Source organism: Oceanobacillus neutriphilus, from assembly GCF_014645515.1.
In the GTDB taxonomy this organism is placed as follows: domain Bacteria; phylum Bacillota; class Bacilli; order Bacillales; family Amphibacillaceae; genus Oceanobacillus; species Oceanobacillus neutriphilus.
Genome location: NZ_BMLW01000001.1, coordinates 16,846 through 41,911, shown reverse-complemented (window position 1 = coordinate 41,911; position 25,066 = coordinate 16,846). Strand labels below are relative to the sequence as shown.

Here is a 25,066-nt window from a genome sequence, read left to right as displayed (position 1 = left end):
AATGTTCAAAAAGATTGATGAAAATGACTAAGAAATTCGAAGTGTCATTTTTGACGAACTTTTTGAATTACATTAAAGGAGAGAAAATAATGCCATATATTACTGACGTATACGCAAGAGAAGTATTAGACTCAAGAGGTAACCCGACTGTTGAGGTAGAAATTTTCACTGAATCCGGAGCTTTTGGCTCTGCAATCGTACCAAGCGGTGCTTCTACAGGTGAATATGAAGCTGTAGAATTACGTGATGGCGATAAAAACCGTTACCTTGGTAAAGGTGTTGAAAAAGCGGTAGAAAACGTAAATGAAATCATTGCTCCTGAACTAATCGGTTTAGATGCAACTCGTCAAAATATTATTGATGCTTTAATGATTGATTTAGATGGTACAGAAAACAAAGGAAAATTAGGCGCTAATGCTATCTTAGGCGTATCTATGGCAGCAGCTCGTGCAGCAGCTAACCACCTGGAAGTTCCTTTATACAACTATCTTGGCGGATTCAATGCAAAAACTCTTCCAACACCAATGATGAACATCTTAAATGGTGGAGAGCATGCAGATAACAACGTAGATATTCAAGAATTCATGATTATGCCTGTAGGCGCAGATTCTTTCAAAGAAGCATTACGCACAGGTGCTGAAATCTTCCACTCCCTGAAAAAAGTATTAGGCTCAAAAGGCTACAATACTGCTGTTGGAGACGAAGGCGGATTTGCTCCAAACCTTAGTTCCAATGAAGAAGCTCTTCAAACAATTGTTGAAGCAATCGAAGCAGCCGGTTACAAGCCTGGTGAAGAAGTAAAACTTGCTATGGACGTAGCTGCTTCTGAAATTTACAGCGACGGAAAATACAACCTTAAAGGTGAAGGCGTTGTACGTACTTCTGAAGAAATGGTTGACTGGTATGAGGAAATGATTTCTAAATACCCAATCATCTCTATTGAAGATGGTTTGGATGAAAACGACTGGGACGGCTTCAAATTATTAACAGAACGTCTTGGCGATAAAGTGCAGCTTGTAGGTGATGACCTATTTGTTACAAACACTGCAAAACTTTCCAGAGGTATCGAGCAGGGAATCGGTAACTCCATCCTTGTTAAAGTGAACCAAATCGGTACACTGACTGAAACTTTTGAAGCAATCGAAATGGCTAAACGCGCTGGCTATACTGCTGTTATCTCTCACCGTTCTGGTGAAACAGAAGATACAACGATTGCTGATATCGCAGTTGCTACAAACGCTGGTCAAATCAAAACAGGTGCTCCATCTCGTACAGACCGCGTTGCAAAATACAACCAGTTACTTCGCATTGAAGATGAATTAGCTGGCATGGGCGAGTATGGCGGATTAACTTCTTTCTATAACTTAGCTGATAAGTAATATATAATAAAAATGGAGAAACCTCTGTCTATGATGAATCATTCATCATAGACAGAGGTTTTTTTTAATCAGATGCTTTTCTTGTTTTTTATCACAAAAGTATTTCAATGTAGTGAAATTTGAGGTGCGGGTAAGGTGATGGATTTCAAAAAAATGTATATTGTAAGGGCAAAAGTATATCGGAAGAACGTAAAATTTGAGCCTACCAAAAGATGGATAAGTATGATATGTTTGTTATGCAGATAGGGTAAATTGTAATTTTTGTTATTTGATAAATAAGAAGATTCGGACGGGTCGGACAATTTATGAATGAGGGGCAGATAACACTATACGGGAGGGGAAATATGTCAGCGCTAAGCGGTTTTATTAAGGTTTTTTACGATTTTGGAAATTGGTTATCTAAAATGATTTATTTACAGATACTCTGGCTTATGTTTACTATATTAGGACTTGGTCTTTTTGGGGTTATTCCAGCAACTGCTGCGGTGACTACAGTTATAAGTAAATGGTTCCAGGAAGGATACGATGCGCCTATTTTTCAGGTTTTTCTTCATACATATAAGAAACAATTTTTAAGATCGAATGGACTGGGAATTGTTCTTCTGGTTGTAGGTGCCTTTCTATATATGGATTTGAACATCTCTAAACAAGTAATCCAATCTGCGTTTATCCATTCTTTATTATTACTTATCGTTTTGCTATATATCGTGGTTCTCTTATATTTCTTTCCTGTATTTTCACGTTATAAATTAAAATACTTTCAATATTTCAAGCAATCTTTCTTCGTTGCATTTGCCCGCCCTTTTGAAACAATTGCTATGCTGTTATGCATTTTATTGCTGTATTATTTATTTATATATCTTCCGGTGCTGACTTTTTTTGTGGGGGCGTCATTGACTATTTTTCCTATTACATGGTTTGCTCATAGAGCTTTTATTCAACTGGAAGAGAAAAAGTTAAATTAACTCAACTTTCGCACCTTAAAAAATAACTTGCCTATCATAGAGACAGGTGTTGATTGTTCCTTCCATCTATTTCTTGACAAAGCATAAACTCAACACACAGAAAGAAGGTAAGGTGTAAAGCGACCGCTGCGGCGAACCGTTTTGCTTTCCTAGGGGCACGCTCTTCAGCTAACTTTTGCCAAGAAGAGCACTTGGCAAAAGTGGATCTTCAGATGGTGCTTAATCCCTCAGGAGTCAAAACGGTCCACCTCCGCTAGCAAGGTATTCTATATTGTTTATTACAACTAAGCAAATAGAAATTAGACCAGCAAAGAATATCTTTTACGTGGTGCATATAAAAATGTCCCGTCACGATTACTTTTTGTTCATAAAAGCTATTCCCGATATTTACTATCCCATGCTGTGTCGTCATTTAAATTGCCAAATCAAGCATTTGAAAAGCGGTTTTCCTTTCAATTTAGCTGAAGCCATCCCCTTGGAAAACTAAGATCTCAGGCGTCCTGGGACTGGGACTGCGATTACTCGTCCCACCGAAGAGCTTTTGCGATTACTCGTCCCACCGAAGAGCTTTTGCGATTACTCGCCCCATCGGAAACATTTGTGCATCGCAGGGCGAGCTGAAGCCGTCCCCATGGCAGACTAAGATCTCAGGCGTCCTGGGGTTGCGATTACTCACCCCACCGGAAACATTTGTTGCAACGTCTGCACTAGTACGTCCTGGGACTGCGATTACTCGTCCCATCGAAAAGAGTTGTACGTCGGAAAGCGGAGTGGTTGGCCGGAGCGGAAGCTATACACAATAACTTGTTCAAAAAATAAAAAGATGAGTAAATTAAAAATAAAAGGAGGCCAGGGAGTTGTCTAAATTTAAATGGTTAAAATCCCGCTTATTATACAAATATATTGTCTCCTATCTATTAATATTTCTAATTCCATTTTCTGTTTTAAGCTTTATCGTATACAAGAATTCGGTTTCCAGTTTACGTGAAGAAATTGAACAGGCCAATATCAGTAAACTGGAACAAGTAAAACAATTGACTGATGGAAGAATGAATGAATTGAAAACGCTTGCTGCAAGGATATCTTATGATCCCCGTTTAACTCCCTATATGGTGAGTGATGATTATTACGGTGGTGAGGCCATCGATGAGTTGAAAAAATATAAAGCAAACAGTTCCATTATAGAAGAATTATTTGTTTATTATCATTCAAAAGATATTTTGTATTCCACCAATGGTTCTTACCCGCTTAATGTGCTCTTAGAAAGAAAATACCAGTTTGAGGATTGGGAAAAAGAACAGTTTATAGAAGAATTACATACGAATTTACCAATGATTAAATCTGCTGAAAATATCATTACAAATGAAGGAAATAAGGAACGTGTTGTCGCTTATTTGTTCCCAATTGCACCAAATAATCCGACGCCTTATGGAACAGTGATGTTTTTTATTAAGGAATCTATGATGAATGACCAGATGGAAACCATACTGGGCGATTTTGAAGGAAATGCATATATTTTGAATGAAAATAATGAAGAGGTTGCAGCTGCAATACATGATGAAGATATTGCACAGTCAGATTGGGATAAGATTATTGGAAACAAGCAGGGGATCGATAATTTAGACATTAATGGGAATGAATATTCACGTTCAACTGTTAAATCAGATGACAGCGGTTGGACGTTTGTAACGATTCTGGATACGGAACAGTTTTTTGAAAGATTGCAGCATACAAAGCAATTAATCCTCTTGATTATAACAGGGATTTTTGTGTTGGGTATTGTGCTTGCAGTTTATTTGGGCAGAAACCAGTACAAGCCAATAAAAAAATTGTTTGAACTGACAAATGGCGGCCTTAATAATGAAAATAAAAATGAGTTAGAAACCATTCAACATCGTATTTCTCATATTTATCATGATTATCAGATGATTAATGAAACGGTCGATTTACAACAGCCTTTTGCAAGGGAACAACTGTTGGTCCGTTTGCTAAGAGGAGATATAAATGATGAGAAAGAAATAGAGAAGATGCTGGATACATTGCATATTCCAATAAAAGCTGAAGCCTACTTTGTTTCCATAATCTTTTTTGAGGAAAAAAATGTTAAAGTAAATGAGGTAGAAACAAGGGAGAAAGTATTAAAGGATTTTTCGGAACTTGCACTGACGAATGCCGTTGGTCAGGCTGTCAATTTACTTTATAATGACACATTCGCATTGATTATCGGCTTAGAGAAAAGACAGGGAAATCCTGGAGAAGACAGGGGAAAGGTTATTGGAGAAGTACAGTATTATATGAGAGAGACACTTTCTTCGGAGCCTACAATTAGTGTGGGAGGAATTTGTAATGAAAAGAAATCAATAAATCGTTCCTACATCGAAGCATTGGCAGCAATGGATTATAAATTTATGTATCCAGCAGGAAGCATTATTAACTTTGAAGATATCAGTTTAGAACAGGAACAGGTCTTCGGTTACCCTAGAGAAGAACAAATAAAACTGGTGCAAAGTTTAAAACAGGGTGATGTGGCAGTAGCAAAGGAAACGTTAACTGACATTTTTTCACTACATACAAAGAAAGGACTCCCACTGCATGCTGTGAAGTTGATATACTACGATATTATTAATACGGTTATTAAAACAATATCGGATCTTGGACTCAGGAACCATATACAAAATATTGACAAACTTGCAGAATTTAGTTCGTCTGAACAGCTGCATAGAGATTTGCTGACAATGATTCAGGAGGTCTGCAAGGAAGTTGCAAAAGATAAAGAAAGCCATAATGATCAGTTACGAAAAAATATACTAAACTATATACAGCTCCATTTTGACCAGTACGACCTGTCACTGGGGAAAATTGCAGTTGAATTCCAACTATCGGCATCTTATGTCAGCCGCTTTATTAAAGATCAAACCGGTGTAAATTTCTCTGAATATGTACAAGAGCTAAGAATGAATTATGTTAAACAGCAATTGGTAAAAAGCAATGATTCAATCAAGCAGATTGTTTTGAATGTCGGATATAAGGATGTTGCTAATTTTACCAGGAAATTCAAAAAGAATGTTGGTATCACACCAGGACAATATCGCAGGTTTAATCGGTAACAAAAATGAGGGGAACCAAGAGGTTCTCCTCGTTTTTGTAATAATCAGCATAGTTGGACAAGTTTTACATATCACAGAAAGTATAAAGTCTTTATAAACAAGTGCTGCCTAATAACAGTGACAATTCATACACAAATATACATATTGAAAACGGTTTCAAAAGGAACTAACATGTAAGCATTACAAAAAAAGGAGGTACTGTAAATTCTGCAGAAATCTATCAACTCACTATAAAAGAGTAAGAAAGGAGATTATGGATGGGGAATAGAGTGATGATGTCAGTTGTTACAATCGTTGCAGCGTGTTTTATATCAGCTTGTTCATCGGGGGCTGAGGAGGATAAACAACATGCCGTTGATGTAGAAGTAAGAAAAGAAGGTTTTCCAATTGTTGATGAGGAAATTACAATGACGATGATGGGGCCGAATGCACAAGGTACAGAATGGAAGGATATGCCCTTTTTTCAAGATTATGCAGAAGAAACCAATATACATTTTGAATTTAATACTCCACCGGCCAGTGATTTTGGCACAAACTTAAATCTTGCTCTATCCAGCGGTGATTTAGACGATATTATTTATGGACCAATTGATTTGACTTCAGGTATGGAAGGAGAATACGGGGAGCAGGGTCTATTTTTACCTTTAGAGGATTTAATCGAGGAGTATGGACCAAACATGAAAAAAGTGCTGGAGGAAAGACCGGATATCAAAAAATCGATTACTTCAGCAGACGGTCATATTTATGCTTTGCCGCATATTAATACGGATCACAGAGGAAAATGGGTGAACCCAGTGTGGTATAACGGAAAATGGCTGGATTCTTTAGGGGTAGAGGAGCTGCCTGAATCAACAGATGAACTTTATGATTTATTAATTCAATTCCGGGATGAAGATCCAAATGAAAATGGGGAAGCCGATGAAATTCCAATCAGCAGTGAAGGAATGGATCCCATCAGAATGTTATTTCTGAACGCTTTCGGTTTGAAAAGCCAAGGTATAGAAGAAATAGATGGCGAAGTTCGCTATGCACCAATAACCGAAAATTATAAAGAATATTTAATATATATGAACAGGTTATATGAGGAGAACTTGCTGGATCCCGAGACATTTTCTCAATCTGAAGATCAAGTAAACGCAAAAGGACAGGAAAATAAAATTGGTCTGCTGGGAGGCTACTATTCTTACTTTTTAACTGGTGAGGCAAATGATGAAGCAGTAAATAATCCAATGACTGTTCCATTAACAAGTCCGGTGTCCGATGAATTAATTGTTACTGCTTCGCAAGGTTTTAGCCGTGGCGCTTTTATTTTAACGGAAAAAAATCCTTATCCGGAGGCATCTATCAGATGGGCAGATTATTTTTATACCGAGGAGGGCGGAGTTTATCTCGATCAGGGACCTGAAGGGTATAGATGGGAATGGGCTGATGAAGAAAAAAATAAAAGAAACCAGCTTCCCTTGCCTGAAGGATATGACAATACAGAAGATTACCGCAAGACGTTAACACCGTCATATGGAATTGCAGCACCATTTTTAAATCCTCCTCTTGAGGTAAAAGAAGAGCCTGATAATTTTGCTCTTTTTACAATTGATGAAACAGAAGAAAAAAGAGAACCATATTACCAGGTTGCTATTCCTGAAGTAAGTATAAAAAGAGAAGAACAAAAAGAAATAAATACGATTGAAGTAGATTTGGAGTCATATGTGGAACAGATGGAAGCAAAATTTATCACCGGTGTGGAACCAATTTCAAATTGGGATAAATATGTAGAAACAATAAAGGGGATGGGTATTGACAGATATGTTGAAATTCATCAGGAGGCCTATAACAACTGGAAGAGTAACTAGATTCCCTGCTTGTTTTCACTAATATGTATACCCTAAAATTCCCTAGATCCGGGCAGTGTTCTTAAAAAATAAGTTTTTGTCCGGCAATCTTTCTATATAGAGAAATAGTGAAAAATTCTATTGTAGTACTATCTCAATGATTGCTGGACTTATGGAGCGATTTTAAATAAAAAAGTTAATAAATTACTATATTGGGGGATTAAAATGAGGGAGATTTGGAAATTATTTATAGCTGTTACCTTATTGATGTCTATATTGACAGCATGTGCTACAACGGAGAAGGAGGATGATGAAGAAAATAAAAAAATGGAACATGCTGCAAGTGTAGATGTAAATAAAGAAGGTTTTCCTATCGTAGATGAAGAGATAGAGTTGAACCTGATGGCGCCAGGTGCCGGTATGGAGGAATGGAGCAATATGGAAACTTTAATTGCCTATTCAGATATGACAAATGTCAAATTTAAATACACCACCCCTCCAATGAATGATTTTCAAACGAAGCTTAATTTAGCCTTTGCAAGTGAAGATATAGGAGATATTATCTACGCTGCCGGGTCTGATGATTTAACCCCCGCGATGGAAGTAGATTACGGAGAACAAGGGTTATTAATTCCTTTAGAAGAATTAATTGAAGAGTATGCTCCAAATATCAAAAAAATGTTAGAAGAAAATCCAGACGTAAAAAGATCTATCACTACTGTGGACGGACATATTTATTCCTTGCCGAGAGTGTCTGTCGGTTCAACCTCAATCTGGTACAAAGGACCAATCTGGTATAACGGAAAATGGCTGGAAGCGCTTGATGTAAAAGAATTACCCGAAACAACAGATGAATTTTATGAACTTCTGGTTCGTTTTAGAGATGAAGACCCTAATGGAAATGGGGAAGCCGATGAGATTCCGATGATTGATGTGAACATGGATAGCACACGTCATTGGATGTTAGGTGCTTTTGGGATGAAGGAGTGGGGGATTGAAGAACAGAATGGAAAAGTCCGATATACTCCAATTACAGAGGAGTATAAATCATATTTAACATATATGAATAAACTTTATAACGAAAAATTATTGGACCCGGAGACATTTTCACAAGCAGATGAACAAAAGAAGGCAAAAGGACAGAATAACAGAGTAGGAGCTTTTCCAGATTACTTTTCATTTTTTACCACTGGAGAAGGAGAAGACGAATCGATGAACAATCCGATGTTCCAGCCTTTGACAAGCCCTGTTTCAGAGGAGCCAATTGTACCGAGAAATCCTGCAATTGAGCGAGGAACCTTCTCTATTACAAATAAAAATCCTAATCCGGAAGCATCGATTAGATGGATTGATTATTTTTATTCGCAGGAAGGCTATGAATTTTTAAACATGGGACCGGAAGGAGAGCTTTGGGAGTGGAAAGGAGAAAAGAGAAAATTACTCGATGTCCCTCAAGGCTATGATTCCAGGGAAGATTTCCGAGCCACTATTTCTCCGGATTACGGGATTCCGACACCAACAAAGAGTGGTCCAATCCGTGGATTAGAAGAATCAGATTTCGATAAATTTATTGCCGCGGAAACAAAAGAAAAAATCAAACCTTATGCAGAAGTACCTTTTCCTTTAGTCTATTTAACAACAGACGAGCAAAAGAAAGTTAATACGATCGAAGTAGATTTAAAATCCTATGTCCAGCAAATGGAAGCAAAGTTTATTACAGGCGTAGAACCATTATCCAATTGGGATAGTTATGTAGAAACAGTTCAGAAAATGAATACAGAAGAATATGTGGAAATCTATCAGCAAGCTTATGATCGATGGAAAGAAAGTGATTAATAGAAGTTGAATCTAACTATAAAACTAAGAAATATATATAATTAAATTAATTCATTCGCTAAGTAGAAATGTAAATAGGGAAAAGAAGCCTGATAACTTGTTTTTTAAACGAGTATATATCAGGCTTCTTTATAGATTTCTCATATGTCTTGAAAATGAGGATGTCACTTACTTCTACTGTGATGATACTATCCGGTTGATAAGAAAATTACGGGAACGGTCATACTTGGTTAATCAAGTATATTCAATATGTCTCGAATTCTTTTATCGGCTTTTTATTTGCTTTTTGCGGAGGGCTGATTCTCCTTTTGCGTTATACGCAGAAGGGGGAGCAAACCAGTAGATGGTTTGATTACTGCATAATTTGTAAACGGTGCCATTACAGCGTTTATCATGGTTTCAACGTATTTGACATAGATGAACAAATTTAACATATCTTAAATATTTAAGTTTATTGGTGGGCGGGCGGTAAAGCGATTCTTCCAGGGAATGTCGACAAGTTTTAACCAAATATACATATTGAATCTCTATTCAGAAAAATCTAGAATGAAAGCAGTTACATGAGAGGAGGAAAGGATATGGATTCAAATACGGCAACGGTGTTAACCGAGGAAGAAAAGCAGCAAACACCAAAAAGCAGGAAAGTTCCGACAAAACTGCCGAAGCCAAAAAAGAAGAATAAAAAAATATTACAGAATTGGCAGCTGTACATATTTATTTTACCTGCCTTTTTATATTTTTTTATTTTTCATTATATTCCAATGTACGGCATTCAAATTGCTTTTAAAGATTTTATTCCTTCGAGCGGGATTTGGGGAAGCGAATGGGTAGGGCTGGAACATTTTAAACGATTTTTTGATTCATATTATTTCTGGGATCTTATAAAGAATACGCTGGGACTCAGCGTGTATGAATTAATCATCGGATTTCCACTGCCTATTATTTTGGCGCTGGCTTTAAACGAAGCAAAGGACGGGCTATATAAAAGAACGGTACAAACAGTCACTTATGCACCCCATTTTATATCAGTTGTAGTAATGGCCGGTATGATTATTGCTTTTCTTTCTCCTGCAACGGGGATTATAAACCACGGGCTTACATTATTGGGATTCGATCCAATTCCTTTTATGAGTGATCCGAAATGGTTTAAGACAGTATATGTTTTTTCCGGCGTATGGCAAAGCACTGGCTGGGGAACGATTATTTATTTGGCGGCGCTTTCCGGAGTGGATCCACAGCATCATGAAGCAGCAATTGTAGATGGAGCAACCAGACTACAGCGGATTTGGCATATCAACGTTCCCGCTCTCGTACCGACGATGATTATACTGTTAATTATGAACCTGGGAAATATCATGGCAATGGGGTTCGAGAAAATCTTGCTTTTACAAAATCCGCTTAACTTGGAATCGTCTAATGTTATCGCAACATTTGTTTATCAGGCTGGATTGTTGGACGCACAGTACAGTTTTGCAGCTGCCGTCGGTCTATTTAACTCAGTAATTAACGCAATTCTGCTTATTACTGTTAACCAAATTGCAAAAAAACGATCAGAAACAAGTTTATGGTAAAAAGGGAGGGTTTTGATGAATTCAGCTATCAGTGAAACAATGACCGATAAGATTATAAAAATTCTGATTTACGTTTTCCTGGGTTTTGCTACGTTAATTGTACTGTATCCTCTGGTATATATAATCAGTGCATCTATTAGTGACCCTGCCGATGTGAATTCGGGAAAAATGTGGCTTTTTCCTAAAGGAATAACGTTTGAAGGGTATCGCATTATTTTTGAAAATGGTGCAATCTGGAAAGGGTATTTAAATACCGTATTCTATACAGTATTAGGGACAACAATTAATCTTGCCGTAACTATACCTGCAGCATATGCCTTGTCGAGGAAGGATTTTGCGGGCAGAAATTTATTCATGGCAATGTTCGTAATTACTATGTTTTTCAGTGGCGGGTTGATCCCTACTTATCTGGTTGTAAAAAGTCTTGGGTTAATCGACACCATTTGGGCAATGGTTCTGCCAAATGCAGCGGCTGTCTGGAATATTGTTATTGCCAGGGTATTTTTCCAGTCAACGATCCCGAAAGAACTGGAGGAAGCGGCAATTATTGACGGAGCATCTAACTTTAAAATGTTTTTCAAAATCATATTGCCGCTGTCTATGCCTATTATCGCAGTAATGGGACTATTCTATGGTGTAGGACACTGGAACGGCTACTTTAATGCATTAATTTATTTATCAGACAAAGAACTGTTTCCGCTTCAGCTCGTTTTGAGAGAAATACTTGTTTTACAAGAAATGGCTTCACAGAATACGGATGTAACAGGAAGTATGGCAGAAGCAATGCACAGTAAGCAACAACTTGCAGCAGTTATCAAATATGGTGTAATGATTGTTTCCACCTTGCCGATTATTATTATATATCCATTTTTACAACGCTTCTTCGTAAAGGGTGTTATGATCGGCTCGCTAAAAGGTTAGAGATGAATAATGTGAAATTTATGGATTATTTGTAAAATGGAAAGGAGAATAACAGTGAAACAAACTTGGAGGTTGCTAGTAACTTTAATGCTATTCATTACCATAATGGCAGCATGCGGTTCAGATGAAGAAACGAAAAAAAGAGATGCAAATGCACAAAAAGCAGCAGAAGCGGAGGTCAACAAAGAGGGATTGCCTATTGTGGATGAAGAAATACAATTAACAATGATGGCTCCGGGAAACGGAATCGAAGAGTGGGAAAACATGGAGCTGCTGAAGGACTATACAGAGAAGACCAACATTCAATTCAAATACGTTACGCCTCCGGTCAGTGATTTTCAGACAAAGCTGAACCTTGCCTTTACCAGCGGGGATATAGGGGACATTATTTACGGTGCAGGCACAGATAATTTGACACCTGGGATGGAGGTCGATTATGGAGAGCAGGGTGTACTTATCCCATTGGAAGAATTGATTGAAGAATATGCACCAAATTTGAAAAAACTGCTGGAAGAAAGACCGGATATTAAAAAGTCGATTACAACTGTTGATGGCCACATCTATTCCTTGCCGATGGTCAGTGATGAAACAACTGCTCAATGGTATACAGGGCCATTATGGTATAACGGGAAATGGCTGGAAGAACTAGGAGTTGAGGAATTACCCAAAACTACAGATGAATTCTATGAATTATTGAAACGGTTTAAAGAAGAAGATCCAAACGGAAATGGACAAGCTGATGAAATTCCGTTATTGGATGTAAAAATGGAAAGCTCCCGTCCATGGCTGCTTGCAGCATTTGGTATCAAGGAATGGGGAATTGAAGAAAATAATGGAAAAGTGCGTTATGCCCCAATGGAAGAAGCATATAAAGAGTATTTGACGTATATGCATAAACTTTATGAAGAAGGGTTATTGGATTCGGAAACATTTTCTCAGTCTGATGAACAGAAAAAGGCCAAAGGTCAAGACAGCCGCATTGGTGTTTTCCCGGATTGGTACTCTTTCTTTACTACTGGAGAACCGGAAGAAGAAGCTGTCGGGAATCCAATGTTTTATCCTTTGACGAATGACAATTCCAGAGAGCCTGTAATTCCTCTTGGTCACGGGATGTCCAGAGGCGCCTTCTCTATTTCAGAAAGTAATCCGAATCCGGCAGCATCGATTCGCTGGATTGATTATTTCTACTCCAGCGAAGGATTTGAATATTTGAATATGGGACCAGAAGGGCATCTATGGGAGTGGGAAGATGAAGAAGAAGGAACGAAGCAGAAGCTTGATACACCGGAAGGATATGAGTCTTCAGAGGATTATCGGGGTTCGCTTACTCCCGACTATGGTATTACAACACCGTCATTAAGAAATGATCTGGATAGTCTGGGAGAAGATACTCTATTTGAACAATTTATTAAGGAAGAAACAGCGGAAAAGATTGAACCGTTTGGCGAAATCGGATATCCTCTTGTTTATTTGACAAAAGAGGAGCAAAAAGAAGTAAACAATATTGAAGTGGACTTGAATTCTTATGTAGAACAAATGGAGGCGAAATTTATTACAGGTGTGGAGCCATTATCCAACTGGGATAATTATGTTGATACCATTGAAAAGATGAATATCAAACGTTACGTGGAGATTTATCAGGATGCTTATAATCGCTGGAAAGAAAATGATTAACAACGAAAGGATGATGTGAAAAAACATGTCGATAGGTTAAAATAGTTGAGTAGTAAATGCATATAGAATGATGTAATCGCTTTCGACTTACCGCCAGAAAAAAGTATGTTTGAATACTTTGAAATGAATTTGCGGCAAATAGCAGAAAGAAGGTCGTCAAACTTATGAAAGAGCCAGGATATAACAGCCATTTAATATTGGAATGTGAAGAAATAGAGGATTGCGTGGAGACATACAGGGCAAGCGCGGATCATACCATCGTTTTCCTGGGAAGGCACAGTCCCTTCAGACATGAAAATTTTAAACACACTAGATATATGAAAAGGAAACAAATAACTGCTGGAGGTGTTCGAAAATGAAGCTTGGGATAAGTTCTTATAGTTTAGTGAAGGCGCTGAATGACGGAGAAATGACCATTTTGGATGTTATTGATTTGACAGCAGCTCAGGGAGGAAAGCATATTGAATTGGTGCCAATGGGATATACATTGACCGATAATCCGGGTTTAATTAAAAAAATTAAAGAAAGAGTAAAAGAGGTTGGAATTGAAATTTCTAATTATGCTATTGGTGCAGATTTTCTGCCGGCTGCAGCAGAAGCATATGAACAGGAGGTGGAGCGTGTCAAAAAAGAAGTAGATGTCGCTGACGCATTAGGAGTTAAGCGGATGCGGCATGATGTTTCATTTAAACCGATCCAGGAAACGTCGATTCAACAGTTTGAAAAAGACCTGCCGCGGCTGGTGGAAGCCTGTCAACGGATAGCTGACTACGCAAAGAAATACGATATTGTCACCAGCATTGAAAATCATGGTTTTTATGTTCAGGCAAGCGACCGAATTCAGCGTTTACTTAGCAGTGTGGATCGGGAAAATTTTAAAACGACTTTGGATGTCGGAAATTTCCTCTGTGTGGATGAAGACCCTGTTGCTGCCGTGAAGAAAAATATAAAAGATGCATCTATGATTCATATCAAGGATTTCTATTATCGTCCAGCATCTGCGCATTATCTTGGTGAAGGCTGGTTTCAAACAGCTTCAGGTAATTATTTGCGTGGAGCAATCAGTGGACATGGAGATACCAACTTGTACGATATCATCCATGTCATCAAGCAATCCGGCTATGATGGATACATTTCAATTGAATTCGAAGGAATGGAAGAATGCAGACAAGCTACTAAAATTAGTTTGAACAATGTTCAGAACATCTGGAATGAAATCTGAAATAAGAAAAGGGGCCGTACAGTGGAGGGAATTAAAGCTGGTATTATTGGAGCCTGCTCCATTTTTGAAAATACATTTTGAATCTTTAATTGATGAACAAGGTAAAAACTTTTTTGAAAAAACAGGAGGAATTTGAATATGACGAAAAAATTAAATGTGGCTATTATCGGGTGCGGAGGAATTGCTAATGGAAAACACCTTCCAAGCCTATCAAAAATAAAAGAAGTAGCATTAACAGCATTCTGTGATATTGAGAAAGAAAAAGCATTAAAAGCGGCTCAGGCATATGGAACAGAAGACGCGACAGTATATGAAGATTACCAAAAATTATTGAAGGATCAGACGATTGATGTGGTGCATGTTCTGACTCCGAACATCTCTCATGCAGAAATCTCGATTGCTGCACTGGAAGCCGGGAAGCATGTAATGTGTGAGAAACCAATGGCCAAAACCTCAGAGGAAGCAAAACAAATGGTAGAAGCAGCATACCGGACTGGGAAGAAATTGACGATTGGCTACAACAACCGCTTTAGACCAGACAGCCAGCATCTGCATCAGGTAACTGAACGTGGAGATTTAGGGGAGGTGTATTTCGCGAAGGCACACGCGATTCGACGTCGGGCTGTACCAACATGGGGTGTATTTTTGGATGAAGAAAAACAGGGCGGTGGACCATTAATTGATATTGGAACACATGCGCTTGATCTTACCTTATGGATGATGGACAATTATAAACCAAAGTCTGTCATGGGAAACACGTATCATAAATTAGGCAAAAAGAAAGATGCCGCGAATGCATGGGGGCCTTGGGATCCGGAAAAATTTACGGTAGAAGATTCCGCATTCGGTTTTATTACAATGGAGAATGGGGCAACGATTACTCTGGAAGCGAGCTGGGCATTGAATTCATTAGATGTGGATGAAGCAAAGTGTACGCTCAGTGGTACCGAGGGCGGCGCAGATATGAAAAACGGCTTGCGAATTAATGGGGAGGACTTTGGAAAACTATATACCAATGAGATTGATCTCTCAACCAGCGGTGTGGCCTTTTATGAAGGAAAAGCGGAAAATGATGCCGATTTGGAAGCGAGGTTGTGGATAGAAAGTATTATCAACGATACAGAACCAACGGTAAAACCAGAAGAAGCACTTGTTGTTACGCAAATTTTGGAGGCGATCTATGAATCTGCGAAAACAGGGAAAGCAGTTTATTTTTAATTGGAGTATTTTCTAAAAAAATATTTAACAAATAATATGTTTCCTTAACAGAGGAGGAAAAAAATGATAAATGTAGCATTACTTAGCAGATGGCATGTACATGCAGATGATTATGCAAGAGAAGTGAAAGAAAACGAACACCTTTCTGTCCAGCTTGTCTGGGATGAAGAGGAAGAGCGGGGAAAGAAATGGGCAGACGAACTGGGAGTTCCTTTTGAAGTGAACTTCCAAACCGTCCTGGACAATCCGGAAATAGATGCTGTTGTTGTTACGACACCGACAAGTTTGCATAAAGATATCATTATCGCCGCAGCAAAACATAAAAAGCATATATTTACGGAAAAGATATTGGCATTTACGGTTGAAGAATGTGAAGAAATCTATAAAACTGTGAAAGCAAATCAGGTACAACTGATAGTTTCCATGCCGAGACTGACAGCGAATTATTATGTGTACGCACAAAAGGCAGTAGACAAAGGATGGCTTGGAGATTTAACCACAATTCGCTGCCGGTTTGCGCATAATGGTGCGGTTGCTGCTGGAGATGGGAATTACGGTTGGCTGCCGGAACGTTTTTTTGATGCGGCACAGAGTGGGGGAGGGGCGCTCATTGATCTTGGGGCGCATCCGTTCTATTTGACTAACCGGCTCGCTGGTCCTGCGAAAGCATTGCAAGCATCACTCCATTCTATAAGAAATCTTGGTGCCGATGATAATGCTGTTGTTATTGTGGAATATGAATCAGGCAGCTTGGGCATTATTGAAACAAGCTTTTTATCAAATGGAAGCCCTTTTCAATTAGAACTTTATGGAACAGAAGGGACACTGCTTATTGAAGATGAACAGATTCGTTTAAGAAGCAGTCAATTCGAGGGGAATGGATGGATACAGCCAGAAGATGCACAGGAGTCTCTCCCAATTCCAATGGAACAGTGGGCTGCAGCAATACATGGCAAATCGAAACCAACTATCACAGAAGAAGACGTTATTCAATTAACCCGTCTGAACGAAGCGGCAGCTTTATCACAAGAAGAAAATCGCCGGATTGAACTAATTGAATTGCTGGGGGAATAGTAATGGAAAAGGTGTTACGTGTCGGTATTATAGGAGCGGGAGGCATTGCGGCAACGGTGCATATCCCCAATTATCTAAAGCAAAAGAACAAGGTGGAAATTGTTGCTATCACAGATGTGGCCAAAGAGAATGCGAAGGCTGTTGCCAAAACATTTAATATTGATCAAGTTTTTACAGATCACCAGGAAATGTTGAAGGAAGTAGAGCTCGATGCCGTAAGTGTTTGTACACCTAATAAGTTTCATGCTGAGGTGACAATTGCAGCGCTTCAGGCAGGCTGTCATGTTATTTGTGAGAAACCTCCCGCAATGACTCTGGAGGAGGCTCAAAAAATGGCTGAAACGGCAAAGCAGTATGGGAAAATATTGACTTACGGGCTGAGTTTTCGACATACACAGGAAGTAGATACTTTAAAGCGGTTTATTGATGCAAATGAACTTGGTGAAATTTATGCTGCGAGAGTACATGCAATCCGACGCCGTGGAATCCCGGGCTGGGGTGTTTTTACGAACAAGGAACTCCAGGGGGGAGGCCCGCTTATTGATATTGGTGTACACATGCTGGATGCTGCCCTTTACTTGATGGGATACCCGGAACCTGATACTGTTTTTGGTGTTACTTATCAGAAACTCGGCAATAAACCGGGTGTCGGCTTAGCAGGACATTGGGACTGGGAGAACTTCTCGATAGAAGATATGGCACGGGGAATGGTGACGTTTAAAAATGGAGCGTCGATTATTTTGGAATCGGCGTTTGCTGCAAATACAGAGAAACATGATGAAATGTCTGTTTCTCTGATGGGTGCAAGCGGAGGTGCAGATGTTTTTCCTTTAAAAATTTACCAGGAAAAACATCAAACATTAATAGATACCACACCATCTTTTCTACCGGTGAAAGATAATTACGAATTGCAAATGGAACGATTCATAGATTGCTGTTTGAATGAGGACCAGCCAATCAGTACGGCAGAACAGGGAGTAATTCTTCAAAAAATTATTAATGGACTTTATGAATCTGCCGACAAAGGAGAACCGGTTAAATTTTTCGCTGAATAAGCTGATTTATAAATGGTATTTCTATCAAATCAATCGGATGAAAGTGATTATATAAAGAAATTACAAACAGATGGGAGATGGAATTATGGGTGAATTTGGGTTGCAGCTTTATTCTGTTCGTGATACAGCAGAGGATAATTTATTAGAGACTATCAGTCTTGCAGCAGATATGGGCTATCAGGGAGTTCAGTTTGCAGGATTCTTTCAGACACCTGCAAAGAATTTGAAAAGATTAATGGATGATAAACAGATTGATGCAGCTGGCAGCCATACAGGGCTTGATGAATTGACCGGGGATAAGCTGAAAGAGACGATTGCTTATAATCAGGAAATCGGGAACAGCCTGCTGATTTGTCCCTGGCTGTCTGAAACAGACCGAAAGACCAGATCAGATTATCAACGGACAGCTCAAAAATTAAATGAAATTGGACAAATATGCAAGGACAACGGGATGATATTTGCCTATCATAATCATCATTTTGAATTTGAGATGTTTGATGGCGAAACAGGCTTTGATCTTTTATTCGGTCAGACAGAACCGGAGCTTGTACAGATTGAACTGGACTGTTACTGGGCAACGTATGCCGGTTATGAACCGACTGATATTATCAGTAAATATGGGAGGCGGATTATATCTCTCCATATAAAAGATATGAAAGAAGAGAACGGAAAAAAAAGAAGTGTAGAAATAGGAGCGGGTATGCTTGATATATCAACATTGCTCCGTGTTGGAAAAGAGAATGGGGTTAACTGGTTTATAGTGGAACAGGAGGATTTTGACGGTGATCCGCTGGAAAGTGCTAGATCCAATATGAATAATTTAAATAAGATTTTTTTATAGAGGATGTTCAAAAAGTCTAATAAGGATGACACGGCGAATTTCTGCGTTGACGAGCTTTTTACGATGGGACTGCGATTACTCGCCCCACCAAAAGCGTTACTCACGTATTATAAAGCATACGCTCTGTTCGTAAAAAGCTCGTCGCCTTGAACTTCTTGGTCCTACTTATCGGCCTTTTTGAACACGCACTTATAGGAAGAATCCTGTTAACAAGGAGTTAAAGGAAAGAGCTCTCGATTTAAATAAGAGAGGGCTCTTTCTAATATACATAGGCGGGATCTGATTATTTTGGATATGGCGACATTTTATTTTATACGGTTGGTGCCGGCTATATAATCGATGATGAAGGAGCTCCTTATAAAGTTTTAGAGGATGAGACTGCGCTATACAGAAAAGTAATAGCATTGTTCGATTAATAAAAGAGCGGAAATTAGTAAAGATATCTTTACTTTTTTTCGTTTTTTTATTATACTATATGTAAAGATATCTTTACGTTGTTTTAGACTTGATATACCGCTTTTTTAGGAGGTGTCTGTTATAGCAGTCATTAATCATATCCGTGAAATTCGACGAAAAAAAGGGATAACACAAATAAAAATGGCAGAGGATCTGCAGGTCACACGCCAGACGATGAACGCTATTGAAAAAAATAAATATAATCCAAGTCTGGAGCTGGCTTTAAAAATAATTGCCTATTTTGAAATGCCGATTGAGCAGGTATTTATTTTAGAAGAGGAGGATGACGAATGAGTATGAAAGATACTGATAAAAAGAAAAGAAGTGCAAAAAAATCGACATTGACTTTAAGATTGATTAGTTCTCTCATAGGAATTCTGTTAGGCACAATACTTGTTTTCTTCTTTCAAGGAGAATATCCGTACGAAGTACTTTTAGGAGGGTTAACAGGAGCAGTTATTATAGCAGTGTTTGCATGGATAATAAAAAAACGGAAAAAAGATAACACTCCAGAAGCTGATGAAAGAGTAAAGCAAAATATATTCCGCTTTTCTGCATACGCATCTCATATTTCCTTAGCTGTATTATTTATGGGAATATTTATATCCAGTCTTTTGGGAGTTGAATCAGTATCAATGATGTATTTATGGATCTTTTTTGTGGCTTATATCTGGATTACCGGAATTGGTACTGTGATAGCGAGAAGAAGATAGCCGCCATTATGTGCTTTCCTTGAAAAGTGCAAACCAATATATTCGGATATGTTCGTGTGCACAGCTGAAAGGTCACAAAACTTTTCTCGACAGGTACGTTATAAGACAATTTGAATTCGTATAGCCAATGAAGGCTTACCTTAAGTTTTGTTGATTCAGATAAGGGGAAAATAATAGTATCTGGAGGTGATTAAAATGAAGCGAATGATAGTACCGTTTGCCGGTATATTGCTTGTTTCGTTGATACTTGCCGCTTGCAATGATACGAACGGTAATGAAACTGAAGCAGATCAGGATACAAATATAGCAAATAATAATGAACAAGATAATAGTACCGGTGAACAAGAAGGCAACAGTTCAAATGCGGATACAAGCAATGGAGAAGCGGATAGTACGAATGATGAGATGAAACAAAAATTAGATAATCTTAACTATTCGGAAATCGAAGTTGAAATTGATTATGGTAAAGATAAAGAATATGAAGCGGAAATTGAACAAGACAACGGAATAATTGAAGCGGAGTTAGAGGATGAATTAAATGGAGAGAATCTAACAGGAAAAGAAGCATTTGATAAAATTTATCCGAGTGTTGAAAAGCTGACCATTCAACAGGATACGGATAAAAATGATGCAATAAATCAAACTTTAGATGCTCTTAATCTGGATTCAGATTATATCAAGTTTGAATTAGAGCTTACACTACAGGACGGTACTAAAATAGAGTTTGAAGACAAAAAATAAATAAGCAAAAAACAGACAATCTAATAAAATTAGGATCTGTCTGTTTTTTGCTGAATAAAGCTCTTCATGGATAATGTTTACCAACGCACTATTTTACTGCTTTAAACAATGTCCATCTATCTTTTTCCACAATATCTTTCATATCACCGATAGAGTGATTAATATAGTTAATTAAAGATGCCAATTCAGCATTAGATAGCTCATGGAGAATACTGCGCCCGGCTCTGGATTGAATATCATCTAAGAGAGCCTGTTTGTTTTGATACGTTTTCCTTATTTCCCACAGGCGATGCTCTTCAACTTTTTTAAAGCCAGCTTGCTGAAGAGCCGATTTTATAGTATAGCCGGAGTGTCTTCGCTTCTTTTCAAATTCCTTTAGTTTTGGGGAAGCTTCAAAAAAGTAGCCGCGGATGTGTTCGTTGCTTCCTTCCAGTAAACAGTCATCCAATGTGCGATCCTGGATAAGATAACTAGCGTCGCTTTTCAATACTCTGTATGTCTCAGCGAATACAGAACCTAAGTCTTTTATATGGTGGATTAATGCTCTGGATAAAATTAAATCAGCACTATCTGGATCTAAACCAGTATTATCTGCATAACCATGCTGAAAGGAAATATTGGAATAATTACTGCAGTTTTCCCTGGCTCCGTCTAAAATAGATTTGGAATAGTCAATACCTAATACAGATGGGATCCCGATATCAGCCAATGCTTTGGAATAAATACCGCCTCCACAGCCTATATCTACGGTCCGGTGAATAGAATGAATGTCAACCAGCTCGTTAATTTTCTCTTTCCAAGCAGCATCGGCTTCACGGTTCGTATAGCTGTACATATTATCTTTACTATGGAAATCCACAATGTTCCCTCCTCCATAATTCCTGTCGTTATCATTAATTATAGCTTTGCATGCTATTGAAGTATAATATTGGTTTTTAATAGGATCAGATAAGAAAATATTATATGAAACTTATCAGAGATATGTTGAAATGATAAAATAAAAAACAAATAAATAAAAAGGATGGAAGATAAATGAATGAGCGTTATCAAATCAAGTACAAAACACCGAGTATCGAAGCATTTAACCAACTCCGCGTTGAGGCAGGATTAAGTCATAAGGAAAAAGAAGCGATTAAAATCGGGCTTCCCAATACGTTGTTTGCTGTAACAATTTATGATGCTGATACGTTGATTGGGATGGGTAGAGTAGTAGGCGACGGGGCAATTGTTTTCCATGTAGTAGACATTGTGGTTAAACCAATTTATCAAGGACAAGGTCTTGGGAAACATGTTATGCAAGAAATTATGAACTACTTAGATAATCATACATACAAAGGTTCCTACGTCAGTTTGATCGCAGATATTCCTGCTGATAAATTGTATAAACAATTTGGATTTCGTTATACTGCTCCTGATTCGCAAGGAATGTACCGGATGTATTAAAATAAAATGCCTGATTTAATTGGATTTTTATTAAATTTTTACGGGAAAATGAAAATGTATATTAAATAAACCTTGCAATAAACATTGAAGTGTTATAATATAACCTTAAATATTTTATAATTTTTAGAAAATGAGAAAGGGGATGATGTAAAAATGCAAACAATTGATCGAGCTATGCAAATATTACATCTACTAATGAAAGAAGAAAAGCCCCGAAATTTATCAATTTCTGAAATTTCTAAGTTAACTGCTCTTCCTTTAAGTACGACACATCGAATTATCAGCTCTTTAGTTCAACATGGGCTACTTACTCAGACATCTGAAACGAAACAATATAGCATAGGACCCCGATGGGTAGAATATGGATTAAAAGTGTTAGAGGATAGTAGTTTAAGGACAGTGGCATTACCGGTAATGAAGGACATGTCAAAAAAATTAAAAGAAAGTATCTATCTAAGTGTTCCCAATGGATTATATGCTATCCTCATAGAACGGGTAGATAGCCCATCTGCTGTCCGCGTTGTCGATCATTTGGGGGCAAGAAATTCTATGCATCTTGGAGCACCGAACAAGATAATGTTAGCAAACTATAATCCTTCAGAGGCACTAAATATTATAAAGCAATTAATTTCTGAAAAAGAGGTTTCGAAGTTAATGGACTTGCTGCCACAATTAAGAGAACAAGGATACGCTATAAGTAGAGGTGATATACATGAAGGAACGATAGCTGTAGCTTCACCAATTATAGGCCTCGATCAACAAGTTCTTGGAGCATTGTGTATTAATTTATTAGAATATCAAACGACAAATGAAAGAATTATAGAATTAACAAAAGAAGTAATAAAAGGTGCACGGCAAATATCTAGTCTTGTTGGAGCGAAAAGTTATTGATGTGCCCACTATACGGAAAGAAATTCCGTATAGTGGAAACTGATTTGGTTATATGTGTGTTTAGACCTTCTTGAAATAAGACATTTAAATTGTTAGTCAAATTAATAATAATTTACACAAATAATATGAATACGAATCCTTAAGCAGCTGGACATCGTATAATTTTATTTTCCCGTATAGTGGAAAGGTATTCTACATATCGGAAAAATTTGATAATAAAATTCTAAATATTTCGTTAAAACTGATGAAAAGAGGGTGCCAAATGGCTAATTACATTCAAAAACGAATTATTACAGGTATTTTAATTATTGTAGTATCTATTGTATTAAATTTTACACTGATAAAACTTTCTCCTGGAGACCCAATTCGTGTTTTATCAGGGCAAGATAGCCCTTCACCCCAGATGCAAGCTGAATTAACAGCAAAATATGGGCTTGATCAATCTGTATTTATGCAGTTTATAAACTACGTTGGAAACTTGGCAAAAGGTGATCTTGGAGTATCTATTCTGAGTAATCAACCAGTCCTAAAGATGATTATGGAGCGCATTGGTCCAACATTACTACTTGCTTTGACGACGGCAATCATTGCTTTAATTATTGGAACAGCATTAGGTATTTACTGCGCTCGTTATCGTGGCTCCCGATTCGATAATATCGTTTCAGGAAGCTCATATATTTTTGATTCAATGCCTAATTTCTGGCTAGGTATGATGTTGATAATGATTTTTTCTTCTTCCTTAGGATGGCTACCTACATCGGGAATGGTTGATCTTCGCACAAACTATACTGGTTTTAACTACTATTTGGATGTATTTAAGCATTGGCTGTTACCCGCTACAACGATTGTTTTAGTAACTGTTCCATATTACTTTCGGATTGCACGTTCTTCCATTATTCAGGTGATGTCTGAGGATTTTATTACTACATTACGAGCAACAGGTATGAGTGAAAGTAGAATCTTTAATAAATATGTTTTTAAAAATGCAATCTTACCGACGATTACAGTGTTTGGTATTAACCTAGCATACATTGTTACTGGGGTGGCTATTGTTGAAATTGTTTTCTCTTGGCCGGGAATGGGAAGTTTTATGCTAGATGCTATCCATAGAAGAGATTACCCTCTTCTTATGGGAATTTATTTGCTGCTTTCTATTTCTGTTGCAATCATGATGATTATAGTAGATGTAATCTACGCCTATTTAGATCCAAGAATTTTATATAAGGAGCGGTAAAATGAGCCAACCAATAACCGAACAAGCGTTACCTCAAACGCCAAAAGAAAAAAATGTACTGCAAAGAATTTATACTATCATTAATCAAAATAATCAATTGAAAATCGGGAGTATTTTATTGTTATTTCTTGTCCTCATTGGAGTATTTGCCCCATTACTTGCCCTGTATAGCCCGACTGCTCTTGGGGATGGATTATTAGTACCGCCAAGTGCAGAACATTGGTTGGGAACTGATAAGCTGGGCCGGGACTTATACAGCATGATTCTATATGGAACAAGAACTTCATTAATGGTAGGATTTGTATCGGCTATAATTTCTGGAATTATTGGAACTATCATTGGCGCCTATGCGGGTTTTTATGGCGGAAAAGTAGAACGGTTATTAACAGAAATTAATAATATATTTCTTATGATGCCAACTTTTTTTCTTATTTTATTAGTAGCAGCTCTGTTTGGAAATAGTTTGATTATTGTAATGGTTATTATTGGATTAACAGGATGGGCAAGTAATGCAAGATTAATGCGGGCTCAGGCTCTTTCGATTCGTGAAAGAACATTTATAAAAAGCAGTATTGCAATTGGAGAGAAAAAAAGCTTCATTATTTTTAAACATATTATTCCAAATGGTATCTTTCCTATTATTGCGAGTACAACTATGAATATTTCCGGTGCCATCCTTATTGAGTCTAGTTTAAGTTTTATAGGATTGGGTGATCCAAACATAATTAGCTGGGGGCAAATTGTATTTGATGGGCGATCTTATATGACATCTGGTTGGTGGGTGTCTACTTTTTCGGGATTTATGATTGTGATTACAGTGCTTTCTTTTTACCTGATTGGAGATGGTCTTAATAAGGTAATTAATCCCAAACTCAAATAAAATGAATAATAAGAGA

Annotated in this window: 22 protein-coding genes; 21 read left to right on the top strand and 1 reads right to left on the bottom strand. The window is 37.7% G+C overall.

Annotated features, from left to right (window positions below; all coding sequences use genetic code 11):
* Positions 1-89 precede the first annotated feature (89 nt).
* The 17 genes from eno (at position 90) to IEX29_RS00110 (ending at position 20,602) form a co-directional block, all read left to right on the top strand.
* Complete coding sequence (eno, locus tag IEX29_RS00185; protein WP_188732510.1) at positions 90-1,379, top strand: phosphopyruvate hydratase; 1,290 nt, start codon at positions 90-92, stop codon at positions 1,377-1,379.
* Positions 1,380-1,723: 344 nt separating this feature from the next.
* Positions 1,724-2,344: a YesL family protein gene (locus tag IEX29_RS00180; protein WP_188732509.1), complete on the top strand. Its 621-nt coding sequence runs from the start codon at positions 1,724-1,726 to the stop codon at positions 2,342-2,344.
* 857 nt (positions 2,345-3,201) lie between these two features.
* Entirely contained in the window at positions 3,202-5,451 is a 2,250-nt protein-coding gene (locus IEX29_RS00175; protein ID WP_188732508.1) for an AraC family transcriptional regulator, read from the top strand.
* Positions 5,452-5,708: 257 nt separating this feature from the next.
* Positions 5,709-7,301 carry an extracellular solute-binding protein gene (locus IEX29_RS00170; protein WP_188732507.1) on the top strand — a complete coding sequence of 531 codons (1,593 nt, stop codon included), beginning with the start codon at positions 5,709-5,711 and terminating at the stop codon, positions 7,299-7,301.
* A gap of 204 nt (positions 7,302-7,505) precedes the next feature.
* Positions 7,506-9,116 carry an extracellular solute-binding protein gene (locus tag IEX29_RS00165; protein WP_188732506.1) on the top strand — a complete coding sequence of 537 codons (1,611 nt, stop codon included), beginning with the start codon at positions 7,506-7,508 and terminating at the stop codon, positions 9,114-9,116.
* Between the two features lie 578 nt (positions 9,117-9,694).
* Positions 9,695-10,687, top strand: coding sequence for an ABC transporter permease (locus IEX29_RS00160; RefSeq protein ID WP_188732505.1), 993 nt, complete (start codon positions 9,695-9,697; stop codon positions 10,685-10,687).
* Between the two features lie 15 nt (positions 10,688-10,702).
* Positions 10,703-11,608 (top strand): carbohydrate ABC transporter permease, encoded by a 906-nt coding sequence (locus IEX29_RS00155; RefSeq protein WP_188732504.1) that lies wholly within the window; start codon positions 10,703-10,705, stop codon positions 11,606-11,608.
* A 54-nt stretch (positions 11,609-11,662) separates the two neighbouring features.
* Positions 11,663-13,282 carry an extracellular solute-binding protein gene (locus tag IEX29_RS00150; protein WP_229720027.1) on the top strand — a complete coding sequence of 540 codons (1,620 nt, stop codon included), beginning with the start codon at positions 11,663-11,665 and terminating at the stop codon, positions 13,280-13,282.
* 355 nt (positions 13,283-13,637) lie between these two features.
* Positions 13,638-14,504 carry a sugar phosphate isomerase/epimerase family protein gene (locus IEX29_RS00145; RefSeq protein ID WP_188732502.1) on the top strand — a complete coding sequence of 289 codons (867 nt, stop codon included), beginning with the start codon at positions 13,638-13,640 and terminating at the stop codon, positions 14,502-14,504.
* Positions 14,494-14,640: a hypothetical protein gene (locus tag IEX29_RS26475; RefSeq protein WP_229720026.1), complete on the top strand. Its 147-nt coding sequence runs from the start codon at positions 14,494-14,496 to the stop codon at positions 14,638-14,640. Before IEX29_RS00145 ends, IEX29_RS26475 begins: the two co-directional genes overlap by 11 nt.
* A gap of 2 nt (positions 14,641-14,642) precedes the next feature.
* Positions 14,643-15,722: a Gfo/Idh/MocA family protein gene (locus IEX29_RS00140; protein WP_188732501.1), complete on the top strand. Its 1,080-nt coding sequence runs from the start codon at positions 14,643-14,645 to the stop codon at positions 15,720-15,722.
* A gap of 63 nt (positions 15,723-15,785) precedes the next feature.
* A complete protein-coding gene (locus tag IEX29_RS00135; RefSeq protein WP_188732500.1) occupies positions 15,786-16,796 on the top strand; it encodes a Gfo/Idh/MocA family protein in 1,011 nt (336 codons plus the stop codon).
* Between the two features lie 2 nt (positions 16,797-16,798).
* On the top strand, positions 16,799-17,851 hold the full coding sequence (locus tag IEX29_RS00130; protein ID WP_188732499.1) for a Gfo/Idh/MocA family protein: 1,053 nt from the start codon (positions 16,799-16,801) through the stop codon (positions 17,849-17,851).
* 85 nt (positions 17,852-17,936) lie between these two features.
* Positions 17,937-18,692 (top strand): sugar phosphate isomerase/epimerase family protein, encoded by a 756-nt coding sequence (locus tag IEX29_RS00125; RefSeq protein ID WP_188732498.1) that lies wholly within the window; start codon positions 17,937-17,939, stop codon positions 18,690-18,692.
* Between the two features lie 537 nt (positions 18,693-19,229).
* Entirely contained in the window at positions 19,230-19,442 is a 213-nt protein-coding gene (locus IEX29_RS00120; protein ID WP_188733025.1) for a helix-turn-helix transcriptional regulator, read from the top strand.
* The gene (locus IEX29_RS00115; RefSeq protein WP_188732497.1) at positions 19,439-19,861 is read left to right on the top strand and encodes an ATP synthase subunit I; all 423 of its coding nucleotides are present in this window, start codon (positions 19,439-19,441) and stop codon (positions 19,859-19,861) included. The genes IEX29_RS00120 and IEX29_RS00115 overlap by 4 nt, the downstream gene beginning before the upstream one ends.
* A 195-nt stretch (positions 19,862-20,056) precedes the next feature.
* Positions 20,057-20,602, top strand: a complete 546-nt coding sequence (locus IEX29_RS00110) for a YusW family protein (RefSeq protein WP_188732496.1) — start codon at positions 20,057-20,059, stop codon at positions 20,600-20,602.
* An 88-nt stretch (positions 20,603-20,690) separates the two neighbouring features.
* Here the strand turns inward: IEX29_RS00110 and IEX29_RS00105 are convergent, their stop codons facing one another.
* Positions 20,691-21,461 (bottom strand): class I SAM-dependent methyltransferase, encoded by a 771-nt coding sequence (locus IEX29_RS00105; protein WP_308423606.1) that lies wholly within the window; start codon positions 21,459-21,461, stop codon positions 20,691-20,693.
* Positions 21,462-21,634: 173 nt separating this feature from the next.
* On the opposite strand from IEX29_RS00105, the gene IEX29_RS00100 reads away from it, so the two are divergent.
* The 4 genes from IEX29_RS00100 to IEX29_RS00085 all read left to right on the top strand — a co-directional run bounded on the left by IEX29_RS00100 (position 21,635) and on the right by IEX29_RS00085 (position 25,050).
* Positions 21,635-22,045 (top strand): GNAT family N-acetyltransferase, encoded by a 411-nt coding sequence (locus IEX29_RS00100; protein WP_188732495.1) that lies wholly within the window; start codon positions 21,635-21,637, stop codon positions 22,043-22,045.
* Positions 22,046-22,198: 153 nt separating this feature from the next.
* The gene (locus tag IEX29_RS00095) at positions 22,199-22,936 is read left to right on the top strand and encodes an IclR family transcriptional regulator (RefSeq protein ID WP_188732494.1); all 738 of its coding nucleotides are present in this window, start codon (positions 22,199-22,201) and stop codon (positions 22,934-22,936) included.
* 262 nt (positions 22,937-23,198) lie between these two features.
* Positions 23,199-24,170 (top strand): ABC transporter permease, encoded by a 972-nt coding sequence (locus IEX29_RS00090; protein ID WP_188732493.1) that lies wholly within the window; start codon positions 23,199-23,201, stop codon positions 24,168-24,170.
* A 1-nt stretch (position 24,171) separates the two neighbouring features.
* Complete coding sequence (locus tag IEX29_RS00085; protein ID WP_188732492.1) at positions 24,172-25,050, top strand: ABC transporter permease; 879 nt, start codon at positions 24,172-24,174, stop codon at positions 25,048-25,050.
* Positions 25,051-25,066: the final 16 nt, after the last annotated feature.

Bases quoted from the DNA above. Each gene is read 5' to 3' on its own strand.
- eno (WP_188732510.1), top strand. From the start codon at position 90: ATGCCATATATTACTGACGTATACGCAAGAGAAGTATTAGACTCAAGA.
- IEX29_RS00180 (WP_188732509.1), top strand. From the start codon at position 1,724: ATGTCAGCGCTAAGCGGTTTTATTAAGGTTTTTTACGATTTTGGAAAT.
- IEX29_RS00170 (WP_188732507.1), top strand. From the start codon at position 5,709: ATGGGGAATAGAGTGATGATGTCAGTTGTTACAATCGTTGCAGCGTGT.
- IEX29_RS00165 (WP_188732506.1), top strand. From the start codon at position 7,506: ATGAGGGAGATTTGGAAATTATTTATAGCTGTTACCTTATTGATGTCT.
- IEX29_RS00160 (WP_188732505.1), top strand. From the start codon at position 9,695: ATGGATTCAAATACGGCAACGGTGTTAACCGAGGAAGAAAAGCAGCAA.
- IEX29_RS00155 (WP_188732504.1), top strand. From the start codon at position 10,703: ATGAATTCAGCTATCAGTGAAACAATGACCGATAAGATTATAAAAATT.
- IEX29_RS00145 (WP_188732502.1), top strand. From the start codon at position 13,638: ATGAAGCTTGGGATAAGTTCTTATAGTTTAGTGAAGGCGCTGAATGAC.
- IEX29_RS26475 (WP_229720026.1), top strand. From the start codon at position 14,494: ATGAAATCTGAAATAAGAAAAGGGGCCGTACAGTGGAGGGAATTAAAG.
- IEX29_RS00140 (WP_188732501.1), top strand. From the start codon at position 14,643: ATGACGAAAAAATTAAATGTGGCTATTATCGGGTGCGGAGGAATTGCT.
- IEX29_RS00135 (WP_188732500.1), top strand. From the start codon at position 15,786: ATGATAAATGTAGCATTACTTAGCAGATGGCATGTACATGCAGATGAT.
- IEX29_RS00130 (WP_188732499.1), top strand. From the start codon at position 16,799: ATGGAAAAGGTGTTACGTGTCGGTATTATAGGAGCGGGAGGCATTGCG.
- IEX29_RS00125 (WP_188732498.1), top strand. From the start codon at position 17,937: ATGGGTGAATTTGGGTTGCAGCTTTATTCTGTTCGTGATACAGCAGAG.
- IEX29_RS00115 (WP_188732497.1), top strand. From the start codon at position 19,439: ATGAGTATGAAAGATACTGATAAAAAGAAAAGAAGTGCAAAAAAATCG.
- IEX29_RS00110 (WP_188732496.1), top strand. From the start codon at position 20,057: ATGAAGCGAATGATAGTACCGTTTGCCGGTATATTGCTTGTTTCGTTG.
- IEX29_RS00100 (WP_188732495.1), top strand. From the start codon at position 21,635: ATGAATGAGCGTTATCAAATCAAGTACAAAACACCGAGTATCGAAGCA.
- IEX29_RS00095 (WP_188732494.1), top strand. From the start codon at position 22,199: ATGCAAACAATTGATCGAGCTATGCAAATATTACATCTACTAATGAAA.
- IEX29_RS00090 (WP_188732493.1), top strand. From the start codon at position 23,199: ATGGCTAATTACATTCAAAAACGAATTATTACAGGTATTTTAATTATT.
- IEX29_RS00085 (WP_188732492.1), top strand. From the start codon at position 24,172: ATGAGCCAACCAATAACCGAACAAGCGTTACCTCAAACGCCAAAAGAA.